At 51.0% G+C, this 24,040-nt stretch carries 15 protein-coding genes and 5 riboswitches; of the genes, 3 read left to right on the top strand and 12 right to left on the bottom strand.

All coding sequences use genetic code 11. The features are described from left to right. Position 1: 1 nt before the first annotated feature. The 3 genes from H9Q79_RS04035 to H9Q79_RS04025 form a co-directional block, all read right to left on the bottom strand. Positions 2 to 1,189 (bottom strand): hypothetical protein, encoded by a 1,188-nt coding sequence (locus tag H9Q79_RS04035; RefSeq protein ID WP_249329236.1) that lies wholly within the window; start codon positions 1,187 to 1,189, stop codon positions 2 to 4. Between the two features lie 86 nt (positions 1,190 to 1,275). Beyond that, the gene (locus H9Q79_RS04030; protein WP_249329235.1) at positions 1,276 to 4,962 is read right to left on the bottom strand and encodes a cadherin-like beta sandwich domain-containing protein; all 3,687 of its coding nucleotides are present in this window, start codon (positions 4,960 to 4,962) and stop codon (positions 1,276 to 1,278) included. 366 nt (positions 4,963 to 5,328) lie between these two features. Next, a riboswitch (cobalamin riboswitch) is annotated at positions 5,329 to 5,512 on the bottom strand. Positions 5,513 to 5,689: 177 nt separating this feature from the next. Then, a complete protein-coding gene (locus H9Q79_RS04025) occupies positions 5,690 to 10,375 on the bottom strand; it encodes a cadherin-like beta sandwich domain-containing protein (protein WP_249329234.1) in 4,686 nt (1,561 codons plus the stop codon). 488 nt (positions 10,376 to 10,863) lie between these two features. Continuing rightward, a riboswitch (cobalamin riboswitch) is annotated at positions 10,864 to 10,993 on the bottom strand. Positions 10,994 to 11,260: 267 nt separating this feature from the next. Here H9Q79_RS04025 and H9Q79_RS04020 point away from each other — a divergent pair. Further along, entirely contained in the window at positions 11,261 to 11,800 is a 540-nt protein-coding gene (locus H9Q79_RS04020; RefSeq protein WP_249329233.1) for an ECF transporter S component, read from the top strand. On the opposite strand, the gene rnhA is transcribed toward H9Q79_RS04020, so the two are convergent. The 9 genes from rnhA to H9Q79_RS03975 form a co-directional block, all read right to left on the bottom strand. Beyond that, entirely contained in the window at positions 11,797 to 12,285 is a 489-nt protein-coding gene (rnhA, locus tag H9Q79_RS04015; RefSeq protein ID WP_249329232.1) for a ribonuclease HI, read from the bottom strand. The genes H9Q79_RS04020 and rnhA overlap by 4 nt on opposite strands. A gap of 36 nt (positions 12,286 to 12,321) precedes the next feature. Further along, positions 12,322 to 14,034: a MutS-related protein gene (locus tag H9Q79_RS04010; RefSeq protein ID WP_118642660.1), complete on the bottom strand. Its 1,713-nt coding sequence runs from the start codon at positions 14,032 to 14,034 to the stop codon at positions 12,322 to 12,324. A 19-nt stretch (positions 14,035 to 14,053) separates the two neighbouring features. Beyond that, positions 14,054 to 15,337, bottom strand: a complete 1,284-nt coding sequence (gene hemL, locus H9Q79_RS04005) for a glutamate-1-semialdehyde 2,1-aminomutase (RefSeq protein ID WP_249329231.1) — start codon at positions 15,335 to 15,337, stop codon at positions 14,054 to 14,056. Further along, a complete protein-coding gene (hemB, locus tag H9Q79_RS04000; RefSeq protein WP_118642656.1) occupies positions 15,337 to 16,320 on the bottom strand; it encodes a porphobilinogen synthase in 984 nt (327 codons plus the stop codon). Before hemB ends, hemL begins: the two co-directional genes overlap by 1 nt. A gap of 12 nt (positions 16,321 to 16,332) precedes the next feature. Next, positions 16,333 to 17,829 carry a uroporphyrinogen-III C-methyltransferase gene (cobA, locus tag H9Q79_RS03995; protein ID WP_249329230.1) on the bottom strand — a complete coding sequence of 499 codons (1,497 nt, stop codon included), beginning with the start codon at positions 17,827 to 17,829 and terminating at the stop codon, positions 16,333 to 16,335. After that, positions 17,826 to 18,803, bottom strand: a complete 978-nt coding sequence (hemC, locus tag H9Q79_RS03990) for a hydroxymethylbilane synthase (protein WP_249329689.1) — start codon at positions 18,801 to 18,803, stop codon at positions 17,826 to 17,828. The genes cobA and hemC overlap by 4 nt, the downstream gene beginning before the upstream one ends. Beyond that, positions 18,800 to 19,279 carry a precorrin-2 dehydrogenase/sirohydrochlorin ferrochelatase family protein gene (locus H9Q79_RS03985; protein ID WP_118642652.1) on the bottom strand — a complete coding sequence of 160 codons (480 nt, stop codon included), beginning with the start codon at positions 19,277 to 19,279 and terminating at the stop codon, positions 18,800 to 18,802. The genes hemC and H9Q79_RS03985 overlap by 4 nt, the downstream gene beginning before the upstream one ends. Next, positions 19,263 to 20,495: a glutamyl-tRNA reductase gene (hemA, locus tag H9Q79_RS03980; protein ID WP_249329229.1), complete on the bottom strand. Its 1,233-nt coding sequence runs from the start codon at positions 20,493 to 20,495 to the stop codon at positions 19,263 to 19,265. Before hemA ends, H9Q79_RS03985 begins: the two co-directional genes overlap by 17 nt. 140 nt (positions 20,496 to 20,635) lie before the next feature. Further along, a riboswitch (cobalamin riboswitch) is annotated at positions 20,636 to 20,782 on the bottom strand. Positions 20,783 to 20,838: 56 nt separating this feature from the next. After that, complete coding sequence (locus tag H9Q79_RS03975; protein WP_118642650.1) at positions 20,839 to 21,657, bottom strand: leucine-rich repeat domain-containing protein; 819 nt, start codon at positions 21,655 to 21,657, stop codon at positions 20,839 to 20,841. A gap of 145 nt (positions 21,658 to 21,802) precedes the next feature. Further along, positions 21,803 to 21,988, bottom strand: a riboswitch (cobalamin riboswitch). A 616-nt stretch (positions 21,989 to 22,604) separates the two neighbouring features. Beyond that, positions 22,605 to 22,791: riboswitch (cobalamin riboswitch) on the top strand. 150 nt (positions 22,792 to 22,941) lie between these two features. Here H9Q79_RS03975 and H9Q79_RS03970 point away from each other — a divergent pair. Beyond that, on the top strand, positions 22,942 to 23,694 hold the full coding sequence (locus tag H9Q79_RS03970) for an energy-coupling factor ABC transporter permease (protein WP_249329228.1): 753 nt from the start codon (positions 22,942 to 22,944) through the stop codon (positions 23,692 to 23,694). Then, positions 23,691 to 24,008, top strand: coding sequence for an energy-coupling factor ABC transporter substrate-binding protein (locus H9Q79_RS03965; RefSeq protein WP_249329227.1), 318 nt, complete (start codon positions 23,691 to 23,693; stop codon positions 24,006 to 24,008). Before H9Q79_RS03970 ends, H9Q79_RS03965 begins: the two co-directional genes overlap by 4 nt. Positions 24,009 to 24,040: the final 32 nt, after the last annotated feature.

The raw sequence follows: 24,040 nt of genomic DNA, 5'->3' as shown, positions 1-24,040 counted from the left end.
TTTAATGATTTACTTTTCTGCGCTTCATAGCGATTGCTCCCGCGATGCCGCAGGCCGCCGCCAGAATCAGAACAACATATCCCACCGTCTCAGTAGTATCACCCGTATTCACCGCTTTGCCATTATTGGCAGCTGAAGCGCCCCCGGACGGTTTTTCTGCCGTCGTCGGTTTTGCCGTTGGCTTCGCTGTCGGCGCAGCCGTCGGTTTCGCAGCGAGCTTTTCAATCACTGCCGTTTCTTTCTCACTGCAGACAGAGCAAACTCTTTCTTTGCTGCCCTCTTTCTCTTCTGTTGCAGCCGTGATAACCTTCCAGCCGTCCTGATCTGTTTCCTCACTCACTGTCCAGCTATGAGCCGCCCTGGCAATCTTTTCCGTCTTAGTTTCGTTGCAAACTTTACAGGTATACAGCTTTTCACCTTCCGCAGAGCAGGTGGCCGGTTTTGCTTCCCTGCCATCATCCCAGCTATGCTCAGCCAGGGGAAGCTCTTCTGTCTTTAACAGGGCCTGGTCCCTGGTGCAGCGCAGCTCTCTGGTTCCCTTTTCCTTGCAAGTGGATTCCTTCGTCACTGTCCACGTGCCCTCATCATGCCCCAGAGCCGGAATATCCTCGTCGGAGATTACAGCACCGCAGACGCCGCAGGTTACCTTCTTATGGCCCGCCGTGGTGCAGGTAGCGTCGGTACCCTCCGTATTCTGCTGATCCGCCGGATGATTGATTGTAATGGCAGATGTCAGCGCCTTAGGCGCCGTCGTGGTCGTCCCATCGGTAAATTTTAGCCCGCTTACAGTAAAACTCACGGGATCGGCGCTGCATTTCAGCACTTTAAATTTAATATTTACAGTACCGCTGGAGAAACCACCCAGCGACATATAAGCGAAATTTCCGCCCGCAGTGCTTAGGTTATCATTATTCAGTCCTCCATCCAGGGTCGTTCCCTGATATTCCAGAATCGTGCTGTCATATCCGCCCGTATTTACACCGTTAAAACCACGCAGATTATTTTCTGCACTGGAAAATGTAAGCGGAATTGTAATTTCATCTCCTATTTCCGCCGTCACATTGCCAATAGAAACTGATACCTCCGGCGCTGCTGCGGCCTTCGCCTCCTTTGCCCCGGGCAAAACCATCAGGGTCGCTGCCATTACGGCCGCCCCAAACAATGGCAGCCATTGTTTTTTGCTTTTCATACTCATACTCCTTTTCTATTTTATATTTGGATAACCGCGGTCCTTAATTCCGCGCAGTCCACTGATTCATTGAGCGCGCTGCCGGCTTATTCGCCTGCAGCCACTTCATCCAGAAGTATTACTACATCTGTGATATCCACATGGCCGTCCCCATTCAGATCGGCAGCTTCCGCGGGAAGCGCGCTACCCTTCGCCACCTCATCCAACAGACATACCACATCTGTAATATCCACGTTTCCGTCTCCGTTCAGATCTCCTCTTCCTGGAGGATCCGGCGTTGGCTGGCCGCCTGTATAGGCAGGTACCTCTATCTGAATGCCGTTGCTCCATCTCTGGTTATACCCCATCTCATAGAGATATACGACGCTTTCGGCCGTCTCGAATCCATCCAGTGTAACTGTATTTGTTCCGGCTGAAACGGCAACCCGTTTCCCATTGGTTTTTATCTCATACTGTGTGGGCATTCCCGCAGTTCCCGCTTTCCGGTCCGGCAGATAATAGAGGTATCCATCCATACTGGCATTCACCCGTATCACCGCCGTATGCTCCTGCCGGCTGACTAAAGCGCCCGCGCCGGCCGTAACCCTGGGCACTTCGTTATTGCGGAACATCGACAGCTCATATACCCTCTGGCTCTGGCCGTCCTCGGCAGTCACAGTAATCAACACCTTAGCCGCGTCCGTGCCGGCCGGCGTCACCTTATACCGCTGCCTGGGTTCGTCCAGCTGTACGGTCATCGGCTCCAGCTCCTGCCCGGGCTGCATTCCCTGTACGCCTTCCACCACCGTTACTTTCATGGAGGCTGCCGACCCCTTGGAAAGCTCCGGCCATATGTAATAAACCTTCATATCATCATTTCCGTAGAGGGAGGAGTTGTATTCCGTTATCTCTGGCTGAAAAGACGGCTGCAGTTCCATCTCCATCACCGTAAGCATCGGCGAATAGCTGACCTGCAGTCTTTCCAGGAATGCGTCACTGCCGCGTCTGCGGATTGTAAACTGGTATGTGCGGAGCTGCCCGTTTTTGCTGAGCACCACCTGCACTTCTGCCATGCCCTCCTCCAGCGTCACTTCCTGGACATTGCCTTCCCGCCCGTCTATGGAAACCACAGCTCCCTCATTGGCAGAAAACGTGAGAGTCACCCGATCGGAGGCACTATCCAAAAGGACTGTGTGCTGTTCCATCTGCCTGTCAAAAGGCTGGCCCCCATCTACAACCACTCGTTCTCCCGACGCCTCTACGCCGGTCAGATACAGCTCCGTGGGTTTTAAAGAGTACATCCAGGCCGATTCATACCGGAAGTAAAGATTCCCTCCGCTGTCGGCCAGCACGCTCCCACTCCCATTTCCGAACACCTCCGTCTGCTGATAGAACAGTCCGCTTCCCTCACCCGGAGAAGTCAGTCCCTCTCTGTCCTTCAAAAGATACAGACTTCCGTTAGAGCTGTCTGTTGTAAAATAGAGATATACGCAGCCGTCCTGCTGCTCATAAGCCGTACTCAGCGTCCCGGTCCCTTTCGGACAATATTTGACCTCCATGCGGTAAGACAAAGATAATCCCCCTTCTTCCCCAACCTGAACCACGTTCAGATAATAGGGAGCAGTCACAATCCCATAGCTGTCTGTCATAGCGCTGCCTGCATAAACCCGGTTCTGATACACCACAGGGGTGCCATAGATAATCCCGCCCAGCTTCAGGCTTGTCATATTTTCTATGTCCAGCTTTCCGTCTTCAGCCAATCCGCAGGAATAGAGGTATCCCTTTTCCGTCGCGAAATAAATCCGCCCGTCCGAATGGCTGACAGCAGTGGTGGGCGCCCCGGCTTCTGCTGGCAACGCCAGCTTCTGTACCGTCTCTCCGGTTTTCTTATCCAGACAATAGAGGCTTCCTGAACGGCCGCAGGCGTAAAGATATTTCTCTCCTGTATAGACGCCTGTCCGGTAATAGCCTCCTTTATCATACTTTCTCCAGACTGCAGATTTTTCTTCCTCTGCCTGTTCAGGCTCCTCATCCGCCGTTGAAATGCAGACCAGGTTGCCATCCGCAAAACCGGCGTACAGATAGCCTGAATCATACCGGAGCGCTGTGGCTGCATTTCCGCCGACTGTATCCACATAAACCCATACAGATTCCAGCGTGCTTGCATTAAATGCCTGTACCTTTCCATCATTGAGCGGAACAAAAAGCATACCTGCCGCATAGAGCGGCTTATTAAAGGAACTGTTTCCTTTTGCAGCCATTTTGACACTCCGGATCATTTCACCAGTGGCTCGGTCAAGATACATCAGGGTCTCTCCGCAGAAACAACAAATATAATTTTCCACCAGTATACCGTCGCTCACGCTGTTGCTGTAATCCGCATTGGAGCCATACTGCTGCTTCCAGCGAACCTCTGCATTGTCCAGGGATGAAGGTGTGGGAGCATCTGTGATGTTCTGGTTGTCTGCGTTTTTCCAATAGCCGCCCCACTCCGCATCCAGTTCTTCAAACTGACTCTCTGAAATTTTCTCCAGGCTGAAGCTCTTCTCTTCGTCCCCTTCCATGACAAAACTTCCATTCTGAGTCTGGTATTCCTGCGCAGAAACGGTATAAGTATACGTTCCTCCTTTAATCAGTTCATAGCGTCCGTCTACCGGGTCGATCTGTACTTTATTCTCATCATAGACGGCAAACACCGCGTCCGCTGGTTCCGTATCAACGGTCAGATAACATATTTCATCCACATACACTGTCAGCACATATTCATAAGGCACCGACTGCACTCCGTCACCCGCCCGCAGCACCGCGATGACCTTCGCGCCTGCAAGCGGCAGCGTATAATTTCCGCCTTCAGCCGCCTCACCGTTTACAGTCAGTTCTGTGCTGCTCTCTTCAGCCGGCGTCATGTGTATCTGTATCTGCGACTGGGAAGAGGGTACGTGTACAGAGTATTCAAACACGTTCTTTTTAAAATCAGGCGTAAAAGCCAGTGGCTCTCCCTTTTCGTCTGTCAGCTTCAGGTCACCCAGGTAAGAGCCTCTGACAATATGGAACAGGTACGTTTCCTTCTGCTCCCCATAAACTACATCAATCACCAGTTCCTTCGGTTCCGTATCATAAGCCCGAATCAGCCGGCCCGCCGTGCTGCTGGACAGTGAAGTTGTCTCGTCAACCGGCAGGTCTACGGAAACCTCCTCCCCGCTGTAGACATCTGTGAAATATGCGGTAATCTTTGCTTCCTCCGTCACATCATCTCTAAGCTGAGGCCTTACGTAAACCACATTGGTGTTTTCGGGGATCCGCAGTATGTATTCCTGCTCCCCTATAGCGCTTTCCCTCAGTTCATATCGGTTACTTCCTGAGCTGTTCTGCATGAACAACGCACTCTCCAGCATTGGGTCCTGAACAGTTACCAGCACCGGGCAGGCAGCGGTAAACCCTCCTGCCGACACAGTTATTACTGCTGTTCCTCCTGCACCTCTGGGAGCCGTCACAACCGCTTCCAGCCCATTTCCAGATACCTGGGCAACTGCGGGGTCGTCCGTACTCCAGACAATTTCCGGATTCTCTGAGGTGTCTTCCGGCAGAAGTGCAGCCAAAAGCGCTTTTTGCTCCCCGGTTTTCATTACGAGACTGGAGCGGTTCAGCGTAATCCCCTCCAGCAGAACCGTTTCAGCTTCCCCATCTGATCCGGCTTCTGCAAACACGTCTGAAGGCTTCCAGAAAAGCACCGATACAACGGTCAGCATGGCAAGCGCTCCCGCAAGCAATCTTTGATACCTTTGTCGCCTCATCCTTTTCCTGTCCTCCGTTTCCTGTCTTACGCACTTTAAGATTTGATGTGCAGCCGGGACAGTCTGCCCCTCTCCACATCATCAGCTTTCTTCCCATATGGCCTTGCCATACAAAAAAGCCTCTCCGAAGAGAGGCTTTTTACATATATCCAACATACAGCCGCACTTCTCCCCATGACTAAAACGATTTTCACGTTCTTCATGAGACAGTAGGTGCGGCGGGCTGTCCGCTCGGTCAGGCTGAATCTCCTGCACGGCACCGGGATCTGACCGGCTTTCCTTTTAACGCTTATGCGCGGCTGTTTCATATTATATTTTCAAGAAAACACACAAAAAAACAAATCTCCGCTATGCTTTCGGATATTTGCCCTATGATCTCCAGTTGCTTGTATTCTGGCTTAAAGTACAAACCTACTCGCCGTCCCTTCCCGGTTCCCCAGTGGTTATGACAGCTTTCGTCCTTATTACAGCGGAGATAAACCGCGCCGGACTCTCACCGGCCTTCCCGGAATGAATGTCTATCCATTCCACAACTGTACAAACGATCCATATTCTCTTGTCAACTGTTCATTTCAATAATAAACGATATCTTCTTTTTTGTCAATGCTATTTTCGTGTTCTAAACCTGCCGGGGTGTACGGGTCCCGTTCATAAAATTGAGGGGGCAGCAGACCCTTCAGTGCCGCCGCTCCCCCTGTAAACATTTATAAATCACAGTCCGGACTTGTCATTTTTCTCCGGCCGCTACCTGGTCAAGCAGCTGTACCACATCTGTGATATCTACTTCTCCATCACCGTTCATATCGCCAATTGACAGTTCAACCGCTTCCCCGGCCGCCACCCGGTCAAGCAGCTGTACGACGTCTGTGATATCCACTTCCCCGTCCTCATTCAAATCTCCCAACATCACGGACGTGGGAATATCGGCGCTGCAGACGGCAGAGACACCATCGTTTTCTGTTTTCAGGACCATATACACCTTCATCGCGTCTCTGGACAACCCTGTTAAAGCCAATCGGTTGCTTCCTGCCGCTGCCTCTGTCTTCAGGCCTTCACTCTGAATCCTGTCAGCGTCCGGCGCCTCCGCGTCTGCTGCCTGCACCAGATAATACAGCTCGCCTGCCTGGCCTGCGCTGACCGTCAAATCAGCCGAAGAGGATTTCCTGTTCGTAACGGCACCTTCCGCCAGCGTTAACTGAACCTTCGTATTCAATGTAACCGTATAGCTTCTCGTCTGACTGCCGTCTGCAGAGCTCACGATTAACTGCACAACAGCAGTTGCAGCATTTGTACGGTCTTCAAAGGAGACGCTGATATACTTGTTGCCCTTATAGTTTGTGGTAACCTTGAGTTCGTCTCCCTCATTTTTTCCACTGACGCCGCTGACTGCTACAGCTTTAAGCGTATCCGAAGCGTTTAGCTGGCCAAACCAGATATAACCGCTGCTCTGCACTGTTGCAATGCCGGCCGTGTAATCCGTAGACATTGGCTCAAATTCTGGCGAAACTGTAAATGCGGTTCCCATTCCTTCATTGGGGTTATTGGTAACCGTCAGGGAGGTCAGTGTCGGTCCGCTCAATACCGTAAAATTATAGACTCTGTAGGAATCTCCCTTTGTCAGCTGTACCTGTATCTCAGCCCTTCCGTCCGTCAGGGCGATCTCCTGGGTGCTTCCCGCCGTTCCGTTTATCCGAACCTCCGCGCCGTCGCTTGGCGTCAGCTTCAGATTGATACTTTCAGTGCCTGCGTCGACGGTAATCGTATGGTCTCTGAGGCTTCCGTTGAAATCCTTGCCGCCATCCAGAACCGCATTACCGCCTGTCGCCTGTATTTCCTTCAGATATGTCTCTGACCGCGTAATCACAAACTGCCACGCAGAGTCATTCTTCATATATATGTTTCCGTCGCTGTCAGCTACTGCGCTGGCAATGCAATATTGCTCATGATTCGGCGTATAGAAGACGCCTGAAGCAGGATCTGCTTCTGTCATGCCCGCCTTATCCTTAATCATGTACAGCGTACCATGAGCTGAGTTCGTCAGAAAATAAACGTATACATAGCCGGTCTCTTCTTCGTAGCCTTTAGTAATCAGGCCGGAGGTCTGCGGATAACCGTCGGTTGGAACCACGTAGGCCGCACTCATCGCGCCGGTATCTGGATCAATGCTTCCGACCAGAATGCCATAGCCTTCAGCGCCAAAACTTTCCCCACCGCTGTAACCAATATATACCCGGTTATTGTATACCGCAGGCGTACTGGTGCTGGCTCCGCCGAAGTACAGAGGCTCAATCAAATTTTCCGTATCTAATATTCCTTCCTTCGTCAAATTGTAGGAATACAGATTGCCTGACTGGGTCGTAAAATAAATTCTTCCGTTATAATAGGAAACATCACTGCGTACAGATTCACCCAGCTCTATCTTCTGTACCGCTTTTCCTGTAATTTTATCCACGCAGCAGAGCGTTCCATTCGTTTTACGCGCGTTTGTAGTTGTTACAAAAACATATTCTTCATTGGTCCAGGCGCCATTCCACTGGAAGGTCTCACCCAGCCCGCTGTTCCTCCATACAGCTACTTTCTCTTCCGTTGTGCTGGAAGGATCTTCATCCGTCACAGACAGGCAGACAAAGTTGGAGCCGCTGTAGCCCTGGAAGCCCAGGTAAATATAGCCGTCATCATAACGGATAGAGCTGTTGCAGCCGCCTCCCAGAGGATCTCTGTATACCCAGAGAGATTCCAGGGTGGACGCGTTGAAGCACTGAATCACTCCATTGTCCAAAAGCACGAACAGCATGCCATCCGCATAGGTAGGCGGAAGCAGATTGAATCCCGCACTGGCCTGCACTGCTGAACCTGTCTTCAGCACCTCTCCGGTTTCTTTATCCAGCATATATACAACACCCTTGGAAATCGTATAGACCTTATCGTCTACGATAATCGGCGTAGTCCCGCTGGTAGGGCTTACATAATCGCCCGTCTGGCGTTCCCATTTTACTTCTATGGTTTCCTTGGTAATCGGAGTCTTGGATGAAACAACCGACTGATTGTCATCCCCTGCCCGAAAGCCCGGATAATCCGCGTCCAGTTGAGGCAGCGGCTCAGTTTCCGGCGCTTTTTCCAAAGTAAAGGTTTTTGTTTCATCCGCTGACAGTGTTACCTCACCAGACTGTCCTATATATCCGCTTTTAGCAACGGTATATTGATAGGCCTCGTCCGGAAACAGCTTATAAGTCCCATCCTCCTCAGGCCAGATCCTTTCTATGCCCTTGGAGCCCCGATACAAGCTGAAGGCAGCGTCCTCCGGACTGGTCTGAACCGTTAAGGTAACAGATGCAGTCCTGGTAATGGTCAGACTGTATTCCTGAGCGTCCGCCGCGCCGTTATCTGCCTGGAAGACGACTTGATTCTCGCCGTCTTTAAGATTCATGGTCCACGAACCGTCTTCAGAAGCTTCACCGTTAAACAGCACCCTGGATGCCTCAGGCGACACTGCTTCTACCGGGTCTGTAGCTTTCAGTTCAATCTGGTCCACATTATCCAGGACTACCGCTGAATACTCAGTTTTTGTTTTGCTAAAAGACGGTGAAATCGCAATCGGATTCCCCTTCTGATCCTGAACAGTCAGCCCGGTCAGATACGCCGTCCTCTGTACATGTACCACATAGGTTTGGGTAACTGTGTCTTTTTCCGCAATTATGGTAAGATCATTACCCTGACCGCCTATTGACAGGAAATCTTCGTCAAACCAAAAGTATGTATTTGTCTTTGTTGTAGGCTCTGTCACCTTCTCCTGGCCGTCTGTGCCGGTATACCGGAAACTCAGCGTTACGTCAGACATCCCATCCGGAAATACTGGTTTCAGACGGAACTGGATATCGCCTGTCTCCCAGGTAACAGCCGCTTCCCTGCTCCCATCAAATTCCGGATTTCCTCCATTGCTCAGAATCCCTTTCAGAAGGGGCTCCTCTGCCTCCGGAATATCGACGCAAATTACAGGGGATACTGTGCCCTCACCACTTTTTAACAACAGATAAATCTTTTGGGCGCTTTTATCCAGGCCAGTCAGTTCTAAGGTATTTTCACCCTGCACTGCCGCCGCTGTCTGTCCTTCGCTTTCAAGCCTTGCCGCATCAGGCGCTGCCGCGCCGGATTCTTGAACCAGATAATACAAGCTTCCAGCTGTGCTGGCATTGACTGTTATTTTAGCGCTGCCGGCTGTGCGTTCAGATACCGGGGGTTCCCCCTGCGCCAGCTCAGGACCTGCGGCCGCATCTGTCACTGTAACCTTACAATACGCGTTACTTGCCAGACGCCCGCTCTCTTCATTCCCCGCTTCTATGTAAGCGCGTGCCGATACAAGATAAACTCCCGGTTCGTCAAAGCTGACCGTGAATTTTCCTTCGCTGTCTGTTGTAATCTCTGTTTTCTGATCCGCTGCATAACCATTTTTCTCGCTGATATAAACGTCCGCGCCAACCGCCACGTCATTGCCGCTCGACCAGCCCTTATAGGAATACTGCAGTGTCAGCGGTTCTTTTACAGCCACCTCTGCTTCTTCCATCATATCAATGGGATCAAAAGTATTGTCTACAACCTCTCCAAAATAGCCGAAGCCAGCATAGACCCCTCCTTCAAAGCTACACTGGATCACTGTAATGTTATCGCCGGGCTTCACTTCATAACCGCCAAATGTAGCGCTGCTGTCAGCCCCATTGACATAATACATCAAATCCGCACCTGTGCCATTGCATTCCAACACCCAGCCGTTTTCTTTTACTTGTATATCGACCGGGATATTTCGCTCGATCATTGCCTGGGCCAGCAGATGGAGCGGCGTCACATACTCAGGCTCCGCATTCTCTATACCGCCGGTTACACCTAAAGCACCCAGCGTTTTTACAGATTTTCCGCTCATATCCGTCTTGGAAATCAGTGTACCGTCATTCATCTCAAAACGGATGGTTACATCTTCCGGAACCGTCTTAAGTTCCGACAACTCCACAGCAGGAAGATCCATGCTGTACACCTCAGAGACCTCGCCGTTAAGCCCTTTCAAAACCATATAGACTTTCAGGGCTGCCTCTGACAGCCCCGGCAAAGTCAGAGTATTGGCTCCTGCCGATACCATAAACGACAAGTTCCCAGCCGCCTCTATTGCGGTCGCATCAGGAGCTTCCACCTCTGCAGCCAACGCTGTAAAATACACGGTTCCGTCCATATTGGCGTTCACCGTCACCGTGGCGGTGGATGATGTTCGGCCGTCGACAGTCCCTTCCGACAGTACCGCACTCTCTGTCTGGATTCCCTGCACATCCGGATTCTGTGTTTCGGCAAAAACAGTTGCCGAGGACAGCTGCAGAACCATCAGGATGCTCAACAGAATCGCCCAGATTCTTTTTCTCTTTCCAGTCATTCTATGACCTCCTTCTTTTGATAATCAGGCCCGTACAGCGAAATCGTCCGCTCACCGCTCTCCCTGTTTCAAAAGCCTGTTGATTTATGCATAAAGACAAAGCCTCAGATAGGAAGCCTGTCTATTAGCATCTTATAACCCGTTCAGGCAGGCGGACATAAAAAAAGAAACCTCCTCTTGCCTTGGACATCCACATCATATCTATGCGCAATAACAGTTCCACGTTTGTGTTCTGACTTTGGTTCATCCTCCAGACGTCCTTCCCAGGGAAACTCCCCAGTGGTTCTGTTCGTCCTTTGTCCCCATTCACAGCTCGGAAGAATGAGACGCTTTTCAACGTTTCCTTTTAACAGGCATTTTAAGCCTGACCGTGGGTTTGCATATCTTTATTTATTTTTAAACATCTGAAAAACAATGGAGAACTCATTTTCTCCAGTACAAAAAAGCCTGCCAAGACGCATTCTCTGCTGTCGCTAATATAAGCAACAGAAATAATAGAGAAAACAGTAGGTATTGTGGGCTATCCACACACCGGAACAAGTTCCGTTCGGCTCCGGAATTGCACCGGATTCCCTATTATCGCCTTACGTCTGGCAGACTGTATCTACATTTATGTAATTGAAATCAAAGCTCTTACGGCTTCACGGACTTATCATATAATAGATGCCGCAGAATGTCAATATTTTTTCAAACCCAGTCCTGGTTCAGAGCAAACTGGTATGCACATATTTTTAAAAACTGGATATTTCAATCATACCATTTTTGCAGTACATTGTTTACTATAAAAGTCCGGGCAGCAACACCTGCCTGTGGCAAAACGCGGATATTAAAAATATCTGCCCTTTGCATGATACTGCTATATACCAATGAAAGGCGGAAAATGATATGAAAAAGAATTTTAAACTGCTGGTTATTTCAGCCCTGTTCGCTGCCCTGGCATGTGTGGCCACTCTGTCCATCCGGATTCCCACGCCCGGCACGAACGGCTATATCCATCCCGGGGATGCGATAGTCATTCTGTCAGGCGTATTCCTCGGCCCTGTCTATGGCCTGCTTGCGGGGGGCATCGGCTCCGCCCTGGCAGACTTGACCGGAGGCTATTTACTCTATGCCCCCATCACCTTCATCATTAAAGGGCTGGTTGCCTTCATCTGCGGGCTGATCTTCTCCAAAGCCGGAAAAAACCCGCGCAGCCGCTATCTGTGCGTAGGATTGGGAGGCGTGGCAGATCTTGTATTGGTGGCCGGAGGTTATTACTGTTTTGAATCTGTCATATATGGCGCCGCCGGCGCCCTCGGCAGCGTCCCCTCCAACATGATACAGGGCGCAGGAGGATTGGTTCTTTCGCTGCTCCTCTATCCGGTGCTGGCTGCCGTTCCAGATCTCCGGCAGCTCGCTCAAAGAACTCATGAGAAATCAAATTAACTGTCCGCAGGCGGGCTGCCAGGGTCCTCAAGCAGTCCGCCGCCATCTGCGGCGCCAGTCGCCAGGGCGTCACATCTCTCATTCATTTCATGGCCGTCATGGCCCTTTACCCAGCAAAAAGTAACCTGGTGCGGTTCCTTAGCCTTCAGCAGACGCTTCCAGAGGTCAACATTTTTAACAGGCTCATTTTTACCTCTCTTCCAGCCTTTTTGTATCCAGGAGTCAATCCAGTGCTGATTAAATGCATCCACCAGATACTTAGAATCAGAATACAGCCGCACTTCACAGGGACGGTTCAGAGCCTCCAGTCCTGCGATAGCCGCCATCAACTCCATCCGGTTGTTGGTGGTTTTTACATATCCCTGCGACAGCTCCCTCTCATGGAGCTGACCCCTGCCGTCCCGATAGTGCAGGACGCAGCCGTATCCACCAGGCCCATCCGGATTCCCTCTGGCGGAACCGTCCGTAAATATCTCAACCAGCATCTGTTACCTCCTTGTAAATTATTAAAATCATTTCCGTCAGCTAAGTGGGACGGGGGGCCCCAGACGCTTCCAGACGCCCGCCGCCTCAAAATCAGCCGCGGCCGCCCGGGCCTCGCTGACAATTTTCTTATCATAACCGATAAATTCCAGAAGTGTGATGGCATTACGGCTGACTGCCCTGCCTTTTTTTAACAGGTAGTTAAAATTAATATCCCTGTCCGTGATCTCCTCCTCGAAGTGGTAGTTATGGTACACGTCCTCCAGGATATAAGTAAGCTCTATGTCATGCGTTGCAGCAAACGGCAGCACATTTGTCTCATGGAGAGACGCCAGTATCCGAGAAGAAGCCGCAATCCGTTCAATAGTGTTGGTCCCGCGGAGAACTTCATCGATGATACAGAGAATCGGTTCACCCTTCCGGATCTCAGAGAGAATCCTTTTCAGAGACTTGATCTCCACGATATAGTAACTTTCGCCGCTCTGTACATCATCTCTCAGGGCCATCGACGTCATGGTTTTTACCATAGCGCAGGAATACTCCGTAGCCATACAAGTGTCAATGCTCTGGGCCAGTATGGCGTTTATCGCCACCGTTTTCAAAAAAGTGGATTTGCCGGAAGCGTTGGAGCCTGTCAGTAAAACTCCTCCTTCCGCCGCTATGCTGTTGGCAACGGGACTGGAAATCAGCGGATGATAGAGGTTGTCCGCTTTCAGACTCACCGCTGGCCCCGGCGTGAATTCCGGCCTGCACCAGATAGGAAGATATTCCCGGAAGGATGCGACTGCCATCGCGCTGTCCAAAATCCCAATGTTCTCCAGCAGGCTGTCGATATCCCTCTGCCGTCCCTGCAGATCCTTCAGAACAGAATAGAACTGTATGAAATCCAGCATAAAAAAGTTATTGAGATAAGACATGATCGCTGCAAAGCCCAGATCAACTCCCTTCGCGCTCACCAGAGTCACGCATTTTCTCCGTATCTTCTGAAGACCCGAAGCGCTGCTCCTGATCCGTTCCGCATAACCTCCGATCTCCGGAATTCTGCATTTACTGATTTCTTCAGATGCTTTCAGAATCCGAAGAACGCAGGAGAGGCATGAAAGATATTTCTCGATCTCCTGGCTCTCCCTGTAGTGTGTGATCCCATTCACCGCCATTGTCAAAATCAGAAGAAAAACCGCGGCTAACGGTGAAATAAAGAACATGATAATGGATACCAGACTGGCCACAGCCATCAGGACATATTTCACGATGCTCTTGTGAGGCACAGAGGACAAGGCATCAATATAATCGGAAACAGAGTAACCTTTCCGCTTATCAATGATGCGCAGCATCATCTGTACCTGCTCCCTCTCCTTCTCCCTGGTTCGGAAAAACTCAGCCAGCCGGTTCCGTTCATCCAGAACCTCCGGGTTAAATTCCGGAAGTCTTAGCATAGAATAAAGATAATCCTCCCCGCAGGATGATACCGTATGATTCATCTGCAGGAAAACCTCGTCCATATCCAGGTCATTCCAGGTGATATCATCAATCTGAAACCGCCCCTCACTCCGTCTCCTGGTATAATGAGAGATGCTGTCCAGCTCTTCTGCCGTCCATTCACCTTCCGGAGGCTTGCCCCAGTCCCGGCGGATCTTATTCCTGAAAAATGATTTCTGCCTGCTTCTTTCGCGAAGTGCAATTACTACAAATGCGAGAATCAAAATTCCAATCGCCGCCAGCACTCCCAAATCTTCCGGTGTCACTGTCATATGATGTCTCCTGCTCTCCTCACTCTCTTGTCTTCAGATAGCCTTCAAATGCTTCCAGGGTTTCTTCGATATTATCATCCGTATGCGCCTCTGAGAGGAACATTGCCTCAAATTGCGAAGGAGCCAAATGTATCCTGCGATCCAGCATATATTTAAAATACCTCGCGAATTCCACAGTATCCGCGGTCTTGGCAATGGTATAATTCGTAACCTTAGAATCCGTGAAAAAGACACAGCCCAGAGATCCGGCCGCGTTCACCGTACACGGTGCGCCGTACAGCTTAACCAGTTCCTCCATCCGGCCGTAGAGCTTTTCACCCTTCTTTTCCAGTTCTGTATAGTATTCGGGATGCTCCCAGAGTATATGCAGCTGCTCCAGGCCGGCCGCCATTGCCACCGGATTGCCGCTCAGAGTTCCCGCCTGATAGACCGGACCCAGCGGCGCCACCATCTCCATGACCTCATGCCGGCCGCCATAGGCACCCACCGGCATGCCGCCTCCGATGATTTTCCCGTAAGTCACCAGATCCGGCGCAATGCCAAATTTCTCCGCAGCCCCTCCAAAGGCCAGCCTGAAACCGGTAATCACCTCGTCAAAGATCAGAAGCGCCCCTTCGTTCGTACAGATCTGCCTCAGTCCTTCCAGAAATCCATTCTCAGGCAGCACAACCCCCATGTTGGCCGCGACCGGCTCCACGATCACTGCCGCAATCTCACCAGGATTGGCCTCAAACAGTCTTTCCACGCTGGGAAGATCATTGTATGCCGCCGTCAGCGTATCCCTGGTACAGCCCTCAGGGACACCTGCGCTTCCCGGGATCCCCGCAGTCATCAGGCCTGATCCGGCGTCCACCAGCAGACAGTCGCTGTGTCCGTGATAACAGCCGGAAAACTTAATGATCTTATTTCTTCCCGTATAGCCTCTGGCCGCCCGAATCGCGCTCATGACTGCCTCCGTACCGGAATTCACCATGCGGACCATCTCAATATGGGGGATATGTTCGCAGATAAACTCTGCCATGTCCACCTCAATCTCCGTAGGCGCCCCGAAGCTCAGGCCATCCTCACAGGCCCTGACCACCTTTTTCAATACCCTCTGCCCGTTATGTCCCAAAATCATAGGTCCCCACGAACAGATATAATCTATATATTTTTCCCCATCCGCGTCGAAAATATAGGGGCCTGTGGCTCCCTGGATAAACCTGGGCGTCATTCCCACATTTCCATAAGCGCGCACCGGCGAATTGACGCCGCCGGGGATATATTTTAGCGCGCGTTCCATCAGTTCTTCAGATTTTCCCATCAGCCGATCCTCCCTTCATCCATGAATCTGGCCAGCTCTTCCGCATAATAAGTCAAATAAATCTGTGCGCCCGCACGGTAAACCGACGCCGCCATCTCGCAGATGATCCGTTCCTCATCAATCCATCCCCTGGCAGCAGCAGCCTTTACCATGGCGTATTCTCCGCTGACGCTGTAAGCCGCCACCGGCACAGATACCACGTCCCGCACCTTTGTAACCATATCCAGGAATGACATGGCCGGTTTTACCATGATAATATCCGCTCCCTCTTCCACATCCAGCATGGCCTCCCTGATGCCTTCCCGGCTGTTATGGAAATCCATCTGATAACTTTTCCGGTCGCCGAAGGACGGCGCAGAACCGGCAGCCTCACGGAAGGGACCGTAAAAAGCTGAAGCATACTTTACCGCATAGGACATGACGGGTATATTCTGAAACCCATTGTCATCAAGTGTATTCCGGATCGCCAGCACCCTTCCGTCCATCATATCTGAAGGCGCTACCATGTCGGCGCCTGCCTGCACATGTGACAGGGCCGTCTTAGCCAGCAGCTTCAGGGTTTCGTCGTTATTAACCTCACTGCCGCAGAGCACTCCGCAATGCCCGTGAGAGGTATACTCACACATGCACACGTCTGTGATATAATATAGATCCGGCACTTCCGCCTTTGCCGCGCGAAGGGCCTTCTGAACGATTCCGTCCTCCGCATAGGCCCCCGAACCCACCGGGTCTTTCACATCAGGAATTCCAAACAGCATCACGCTTGTAACTCCTGCGTCCGCAAGCTCTGCCAGCTTCTCCGGAAGAACATCGAGGCTGTACCTGTACTGGTTTGGCATGGAGGGAATCTCTTCCTTAATTCCCGTTCCCTCTTTCACGAACAACGGATAGATCAGGGAAGATTTATCCATCCTGGTTTCCCTCACCATCTTCCTCAAAACTTCACTTCCGCGCAGCCGGCGCGGCCTTTTAATCATATCCATAATGAATGCCTCCTATTCCTTCCTTAGTTCTATCACCAGCCGTACCAGGCTGTCAATAGTTGCTTTTTCAGACATATAAGTTTTCATTCCGAAGGAATCTGCGCAGGCTTTTGTCTGCCTGCCGATACAGGCAGCAGTCACTCTGGAATAATCAAGCCCCGGAGTTGCCTCAACAAATCCCTTTACCGTGGATGCGCTGGTAAATACGGCACAGTCTACATTTCCCTCATCAAACAGCCGGGCCTCGTCTATGAATTCCTGTCTCCTGTATACCGTCTGATAGGTGGGTATATCATCCACCTGAAAACCAGCCAGCTGATCCAGGATTTCCATGCTTCCGGCCTCTGCTCTCGGAAGAAGGATCTGTTCATCCCTGCCGCATACAGCGGCCAGAGCAGCGCCCAGGGCGGCGCCGTCATAAACCTCAGGCATCAGGTCCACAAAAAATCCCCTTTCCTGCAGAGCTTTCCGCGTCCCCTCACCGATAGCCGCCACCTTCATATGTGCCAGTTTCCGTACGTCAGTCTCAAATACTTTCAGCGCATCGAAGAAAACCCTAACTCCAGTGGGGCTGGTAAACGCAATCCACTGATATTGTTCCAGATTGGCACAGGCCTCTCTGAGCCTTAGATTGTCAGGGACCGGCACAGTCTCAATAGCCGGCAGCTCAAGGACCTCCGCCCCCTGGGCGCGGAGCCTCTCCGACATGGTGGAAATCAACTCCTTCGGACGCGTCACCAAAACCTTATACCCTGCCAGCGGCAGCCTCTCATACCAGGCGAAATCTCCGGCCAGGCAGCATACTTTTCCGACAACGATGATCGCGGGTGTCTCAATTCCCCGGCGTTTCACCTCATCGGGTAATGTGCCCACTGTCGCAACAATACGCTTCTGACCCGCGGTCGTTCCCTTCTGGAGTATGGCGGCCGGCATTTCTGGATTCATTCCCGCGTCCAGAAGGCCCCGGCAGATATCCGGGAGCGCCGTAACCCCCATCAGGAATACCAGCGTTCCCTCCGTCTCAACCAGAGCCTTAAAGTTAATATTATAATCCTCTCCCGCCCGTTTGTGGCCGGTGATGATATGAAGAGAGGACGTAAAATCCCTGTGAGTAACCGGAATCCCGTTATAGGCAGGCACTGCGATAGACGACGTGACTCCCGGCACCACCTCATAGGGAATCCCTCTTTCCGTGAGAAGCTCCAGCTCTTCTCCGCCACGCCCGAACAGGAAAGGGTCGCCTCCCTTCAGGCGGACCACCCTGTGCCCGGCCTCTGCCTCCCGCAGCAGCACCTGGTTAATCTCCTCCTGAACCATCGTATGATGGCTGGCTCTCTTGCCTACATTTATGGTGACCGCCGTATCCGGGATCATCGCCAGCACGCCGTCTCCCACCAGGCTGTCATAGACTACCACATCCGCCTGCATCAGCACCTGATACCCCTTTAAAGTAAACAGTCCGCAGTCCCCGGGGCCTGCGCCCACCAGCCAAACTTTTCCTGTACTCATCTGTCTTTCTCCTCTCCTGTCCTATTCCGGCCGCCGCCGTTTTCTCTGACCTGGCCTGCCGCTGCGCTGTGCTCCTCTGCCACACAATCTTTCTCCCCGGCCTCCGAAAGTTCTCTCGCCAGTTCAATCCCAATAGCCGCCGCCTGACACACCGGGCCTGTTTTTCTGCCCTTCCGGCAGGTCCTGGTCTCTTCTTCATAATAAAGGCCCCACAACTCCAGGATATCCCCGGAAATCTGCGCATGAGCCGCGATCGGAGATGAGCATCCCCCATCCAGCCAGCGCACAAAGGCACGTTCAGCCGCAGCCGCATAAAAGGCCTCCCTGTCTGAAAAGCCCTCCAAAAAGGTGTAATCTTCTCCCTTACGCCCCTGAAGCGCCAGAATCCCCTGGCCGGCGGAGGGAATCACCTCATCAATCGAAAAATAACGGCTGATCCGGTCCTCATAGCCCATGCGCTTCATGCCGGCCGCCGCAAGAATGATGGCACCGTACTGGCCTTCATCCAGCTTGCGTAAACGCGTCTGCAGGTTACCCCTCACGCTCTCAAACCGTGCCCCCGGATAGATTTCCTGAAGCTGCAGTATTCTCCGCAGAGAAGAGGTCCCGATGGGAAGAGACAGATCCGGTGTTTTCCGGCCCTCCGGCAGCACCAGGACATCCCTGGGGTCCTCCCTTTTCGAGTAATAGACCACCGGAAGCTCTTCCGGGACCTCCATGGGCAAGTCTTTCAGGCTGTGGACTGACAGATCACTCCTCTTCTCACCCAGCGCCCTATCCAGCTCCTTGACAAACAGGCCTTTACCGCCGATCTGATCCAGCCTCCGGTCCAGTATTTTATCCCCCGTTGTCTTCATGGTCAGCAGCTCCGGCTCCAGCTCCGGGCAGTGCTCCTTCAAATAAGCCAGCACCATCCGGCTCTGAACCACCGCAAGGGCGCTTTCCCGGCTGCCGATCACAAATTTTTTCTTTATTTCCACTTTTTTTGCTCCTCCTCCAGAAGATCTTCAATTTTTTCACGGACCTCTTTCGCTCTCTTATGATCCTTTCCGTTGGCAGTGATTCCCACAACCACATCTTCTTTCTTCACGATTCCCGGAAAATAGAAATCACACTTTCTCCGGTCACTGCACACATTTACCATGATCCCAAGACACCTGCAAACGCTGTAAATCTCATCATTAATCTGTTCGTCATCCGTACAGGCCAGCACCAGATCCGCGTCCAGGATCTGTTCTCTCCTGTAACGCTCCTGAACCCAGCAGATTCTTTTACTCAATGCCAGTTCCTGCAGCTCCGGCAGAATAACCGGAGCTGCAACGGTTAAACACTCCACAAAAGGAAGCAGCGTCTTAATCCGCCGGCAGGCGATTGTTCCGCCGCCGACCACTACGATTTTCTTATCGCTTAAATCAATAAAAACCGGAAAATAACTACTCTCCTGTTTCATACAGCTTCTCCAATCCATCCATGCACTCCAGAAAAGAATCTTTTTCCAGGAAATCCCGAAGCCCGAACATCATCTTCCCCACCACCTTCCCTGCGGCAGTATCAATGCTTTTCAGAAGCTTTTCCTGATCTTTTCCTTCCATGGGAAGTTTACGGATGACCTTCTGGATTCGCAGGTTCAGATCTGTCACGGCGTCCTGCTGGATCATCTGAATTCTCGGTATCAAGTCCCTGCCGCCCAGCCAGGCATAAAATTCTCCCATCTCTTCTTTAAGAATATATTCTGCTTTTTCATAAGCATCCGCATTTTCTGCGTCTTCCTGACTTTTAAAATCATCAATATCATACAGGGTCACCTGCGGAAGGCCGCCGATCTCCGGCTCAATATCCCTGGGCACCGCCAGGTCGATCAATATCACAGGCTTCTCAAGGCTGATCTGCTCTAGAAGCTCCATCCTCAGAGTATAATTGGGACTGGCCGTGGCGCTGACCACCAGCTCGCACCGGGGAAACAGCTCCATCCTCTCTCCGTAATCAATCCGGCTGCAGCCTCTCGGTATCTGAACGACGCCGCTCCTGTACTGCCGGACCGTGACCGTCACATCTGCCCCCTTGCCTGCAAGCGTCTGGGCTGCAAGCTTACCCATCTCACCGTTGCCGATGACCATGCATTTTTTCCCCTTCAGGGAAAAGCCCTGATTTTCCAGCATGATAACCGCACGGTCGACAGCAGTCTCGCTGGCACGGGTAAACACCACATCTGTTTTCACCTTTTTAGCGGCCGTCACAGCCTTCCGGAACAAAACTTCCAGAACCCCATCTGTAAAATAATACTCTCTCGCCAGGGCATGAGCGTCCCTGACTTGGGAAATAATCTGATCCTCCGCTAAAATCATGGACTTCAGGCCGCAAGTCAGATGGAACAGATGGGAAACAGCTTCTTCCTCCGCACGCTCCACAAAATATCCGGCAAACTCTGTGGGATCTACTCCTTTTATCCGGCAGAGCTCTTCCAGAAGAGAGCCCTCCCATTCCTCCGGCACGCTGACCCACAATTCCATCCGGTTACAGGTGGACAAGATAATGCAGCCTTCCACCTTCGCCTCTTTTTTCAGCAGCTCCATGGCGGCTACCGCGTTCTTCTTCGTGAAAGAGAAAACCGCTCTTATATCCACCGGGGCCAGATTATGGTCAATCCCCAGCATCCGTATACTCATCTTATGTATCCTCCCAATCTATACTTTCATTCCGAAAAAGAATTCTGCAGAACTTTCCCGCGGAAGAAAAAAGCCTGCAAAAGCAGGCATAATACGGCGAACATTCTTCACCATAAAGATATCAGCTTTCCGTGGAAACTCTATCTTCATCCTGCAGGGCAAGTTCCTGACTCACAGCCTGAAGCGCGCCTCATGGCTGTATACAGTGACCGGATCGTTCAGGCTTCTCACCTGATTCCTTTAAAGCCTGAACACATATCAGGCAGACCCTGCTCGGTTTAATTAACAAAGCGCAGGCCTTTCAGGCCTACGCTCTTATTATAGTGTGAGGTGAAATAGATTGTCAATAATATTCTACCAGCATTCCATACGCTCTTGCATACGCTTCCATTTTACTGCCTTCCGGGCAGCGGATGGTGCAGTTCTTATTCGTAATCCATTCTCCGATCTCTGCAGGATCATGATTAATCTCCAGCACCTTTAAACGGGAGCAGCCGTGAAACGCCCATTTCCCAATTTTCTGAACTGTATCCGGAATATATATGTAGTCAAGGCTTTTACATTTCAAAAACGCCCCTTCTCCTATTTCCAACAGACCTTCCGGCAATTCTAATTCATTGAGTCCGCATTGATAAAAGCTCTCTTTGCCAATTCGCTTCAGAGTCAGCGGCAATTCTATCCGCGACAACGCAACACATTTATAGAATGTCCGGCTTCCAATCTCCTCAAGCTTTCCGGGAAATCGAATGTCCCTAAGACCTGCACATCCTGAAAACACTTCACTATCCAATAGCCTCATACCACATGCTTTTCGAAATATTACTGTCTGCAGCCTTTTGTTGTTCTGAAATGCTCCTGACTGTATTTTATAAAGAGAAGATGGAAAGTGAAGCTTTTTCAGCTTGCTGCAGCCACTGAAGGCTCTCTTGTCAATTTTTCTCAAATTCTCCAAACGGACAGTATTCAGGGAAGTACATCCCATAAAAGCCTCTTCACCGATCTGCCGGATATTTTCCAGATTAGCAGCCTGAATCCGAATATTATTTTTCATCGCATATTTTACAATTTTAGTATCCTGGCTGTCCATCGAAAACACTTTTTCTCTTAATGCTTTTTTCCCTGCCGCTTTGCTGCAGCGGCTTATCACCATTACACCCTCCATCTCAAATCCCTCCCTCAGGTAGCCCACATCTTTAGGATTAATCTTCAGCACAGGCAATGCACGTGATCACTGCCCAAAACTCATATGGCAAAAAAGGGTACAAAAAAGAAACGTCCTCTTGCCTTAGACATTTTCAAAGCTCACAGTGTGCATATCACCCACGTTTTGTGTTCTGGCTTTGGTTCACCCGCAGAATGCGCCTTCCCAGAATTTCTTGACCCCAGTGGCATTTGTGCATTCCTTGTCCCCATTCACAGCTCGGAAGATGAGTCGCTTTACAACGTTTCCTTTAAACAGAGATAACTCTCTGACCGTGGTGCAGCACTGCCCGCTCTTATTCAGATGCGGAGTATATGATTTTATTTTTTGCAATAAGAACAGCCGTTAAGCAAATATTATTCCAGGGCCTGCAAAGCTGCCTTTTATTACAGATAATCACTGCAAGTACAAAGAGCCCGGCTTGCCGGACTCCCGCGCCGGAGCGCTGCCGCCTCAGCGGCCATATTTCCTTAGCGCGCGTGTGCATCCCCCGGAAGGTTTTATTTCATAGGAGGAACTTTCCTATGAAACAAAAAAACTTCTCCTAAATTGGAGAAGCTCTGCTAAATTCAGTCTGTGCGTACTTCTCCTACACCGATCATATCCTCCTATCGATGTATTCTTAGAGAAAACAGTAGGTAATTGTGGGCTTTCCACACAATCGGGATCCCTCCCGTATGGCTCCGTAATTTCACCGGATTCCCTATTATCGCCTTCCGCCGGCAGACTGTATCCTGTTATTATTCAATTGCAAAAGATCAAAATATCAAACTTTTGATCTTATTTATGATACCTTCATTTTATTAGAAAGTCAAGAATATTGTGAAATAATTGTGTATTGAATTTTTGTAAAACCGGATGGGCCTGCGTTTACAGCTTGACAATCAAACATTTTGCCGATATACTAAAGTCAATTAAATGCAATGAGGTGTCTGTGTTTCATTCCACAGGATAATAGGGAAGCCGGGTTAGAATCCCGCACGGTCACGCCGCTGTAATTGCGTAGTCTTTGCCACATATGTCACTGGGCAACCGGGAAGACGGTAAAGATGATGATGCATGAGTCAGAAGACCTACCCATTGTATGTAATTATGCCATTGTTACGTGCGATGACAAGGCGTAAGACAGCCCGTTTCCGGCTGTCTGGGCCCATCTAAATCCAAGCAGTCAGATGCGGCTTTTTTTGTGCGCAAATTGCGTGCCGCCGGAAGAATGGAGCCGGCTCAGAATGAAAGGAGAAATGTATGAGCAAGAAACAAAAGAAACTCGTTGTACTGGCCGCCGCCCTGGCCCTCTGCTTCGGCATTGTGCCTGCTGCCAATGCCATGCACATTATGGAGGGATACCTGCCGCCGTCCTACTGTATCCTCTGGGGAGTAATCTGTATTCCCTTTTTACTGGCAGGATTTTTTAAGATTAACAAGACGGTGAAGGAAAACCGGAGAGCCCTGACGCTGATCGCAATATCCGGGGCGTTCATCTTTGTTATTTCTTCATTGAAGATCCCGTCAGTAACCGGGAGCTGCTCTCATATGACCGGAACCGGGCTCGGGGCAATTCTCTTCGGACCGGCTACCGTCAGCGTTTTGGGAATCATTGTCCTGCTGTTCCAGGCGATCCTGCTGGCACACGGCGGACTGACCACCCTCGGCGCCAACTGCTTTTCTATGGCAATTGCCGGACCCCTGGTATCCTTCGGTATCTACGCTGTCTGCAGAAAATGCAAGGCGAACCGCAGAATCAGCGTATTTCTGGCTGCCGCCATCGGTGATCTTTTTACATACTGTGTAACCGCCTTCCAGCTGGCAATCGCCCATCCTTCAGAGGCGGGCGGCGTCGGTGCATCCTTTGGAAAATTCCTTGCCGTCTTTGCACCCACCCAGGTGCCGCTGGCAGTGATCGAAGGCATCCTGACCGTTGTAATCATCATCGCCATGGAGTCCTTCGCAGCGAAGGAACTGAAGTCCATCGGCTTTATGAAGGAGGCAGCAGAATGAGTAAGAATAAAAAGACTGTAATCATCTTATTAATAGTAGCCGCTTTAATTGCCATCATCCCGTTTTTCGCTCTGAGAGGCGCCGAATTCGGCGGTTCCGATGACGCCGGAAGCCAGGTTGTGGAAGAAATGTCTCCTGGTTACGAACCATGGTTTACCCCGGTTCTGGAATCAGCCATCGGCGGAGAGCTTCCCGGTGAGATCGAAAGCCTTCTCTTCTGCGTGCAGACCGGCCTGGGAGTGGGGATTCTCTGTTTCTTCATCGGCAGATTTTATGAACGCAAGAAGCTCGGCAAAGTGAGCGAGGAACTATAGGCAAGCTGTATAGAACTCCAGAGGAATTCATT

This window comes from Wansuia hejianensis, from assembly GCF_014337215.1.
Lineage (GTDB): Bacteria > Bacillota > Clostridia > Lachnospirales > Lachnospiraceae > Scatomonas > Scatomonas hejianensis.
The sequence above is the reverse complement of the archived record's forward strand: the minus strand, read 5'-3'. Positions and strand labels throughout refer to the sequence as shown.

What these genes read in the sequence shown, in the direction of transcription:
- H9Q79_RS04035 (WP_249329236.1), bottom strand. Translation starts at nt 1,189, where the DNA reads ATGAAAAGCAAAAAACAATGGCTGCCATTGTTTGGGGCGGCCGTAATG.
- H9Q79_RS04030 (WP_249329235.1), bottom strand. Translation starts at nt 4,962, where the DNA reads ATGAGGCGACAAAGGTATCAAAGATTGCTTGCGGGAGCGCTTGCCATG.
- H9Q79_RS04025 (WP_249329234.1), bottom strand. Translation starts at nt 10,375, where the DNA reads ATGACTGGAAAGAGAAAAAGAATCTGGGCGATTCTGTTGAGCATCCTG.
- H9Q79_RS04020 (WP_249329233.1), top strand. Translation starts at nt 11,261, where the DNA reads ATGAAAAAGAATTTTAAACTGCTGGTTATTTCAGCCCTGTTCGCTGCC.
- rnhA (WP_249329232.1), bottom strand. Translation starts at nt 12,285, where the DNA reads ATGCTGGTTGAGATATTTACGGACGGTTCCGCCAGAGGGAATCCGGAT.
- H9Q79_RS04010 (WP_118642660.1), bottom strand. Translation starts at nt 14,034, where the DNA reads ATGACAGTGACACCGGAAGATTTGGGAGTGCTGGCGGCGATTGGAATT.
- hemL (WP_249329231.1), bottom strand. Translation starts at nt 15,337, where the DNA reads ATGGGAAAATCTGAAGAACTGATGGAACGCGCGCTAAAATATATCCCC.
- hemB (WP_118642656.1), bottom strand. Translation starts at nt 16,320, where the DNA reads ATGGATATGATTAAAAGGCCGCGCCGGCTGCGCGGAAGTGAAGTTTTG.
- cobA (WP_249329230.1), bottom strand. Translation starts at nt 17,829, where the DNA reads ATGAGTACAGGAAAAGTTTGGCTGGTGGGCGCAGGCCCCGGGGACTGC.
- H9Q79_RS03985 (WP_118642652.1), bottom strand. Translation starts at nt 19,279, where the DNA reads ATGAAACAGGAGAGTAGTTATTTTCCGGTTTTTATTGATTTAAGCGAT.
- hemA (WP_249329229.1), bottom strand. Translation starts at nt 20,495, where the DNA reads ATGAGTATACGGATGCTGGGGATTGACCATAATCTGGCCCCGGTGGAT.
- H9Q79_RS03975 (WP_118642650.1), bottom strand. Translation starts at nt 21,657, where the DNA reads ATGGAGGGTGTAATGGTGATAAGCCGCTGCAGCAAAGCGGCAGGGAAA.
- H9Q79_RS03970 (WP_249329228.1), top strand. Translation starts at nt 22,942, where the DNA reads ATGAGCAAGAAACAAAAGAAACTCGTTGTACTGGCCGCCGCCCTGGCC.
- H9Q79_RS03965 (WP_249329227.1), top strand. Translation starts at nt 23,691, where the DNA reads ATGAGTAAGAATAAAAAGACTGTAATCATCTTATTAATAGTAGCCGCT.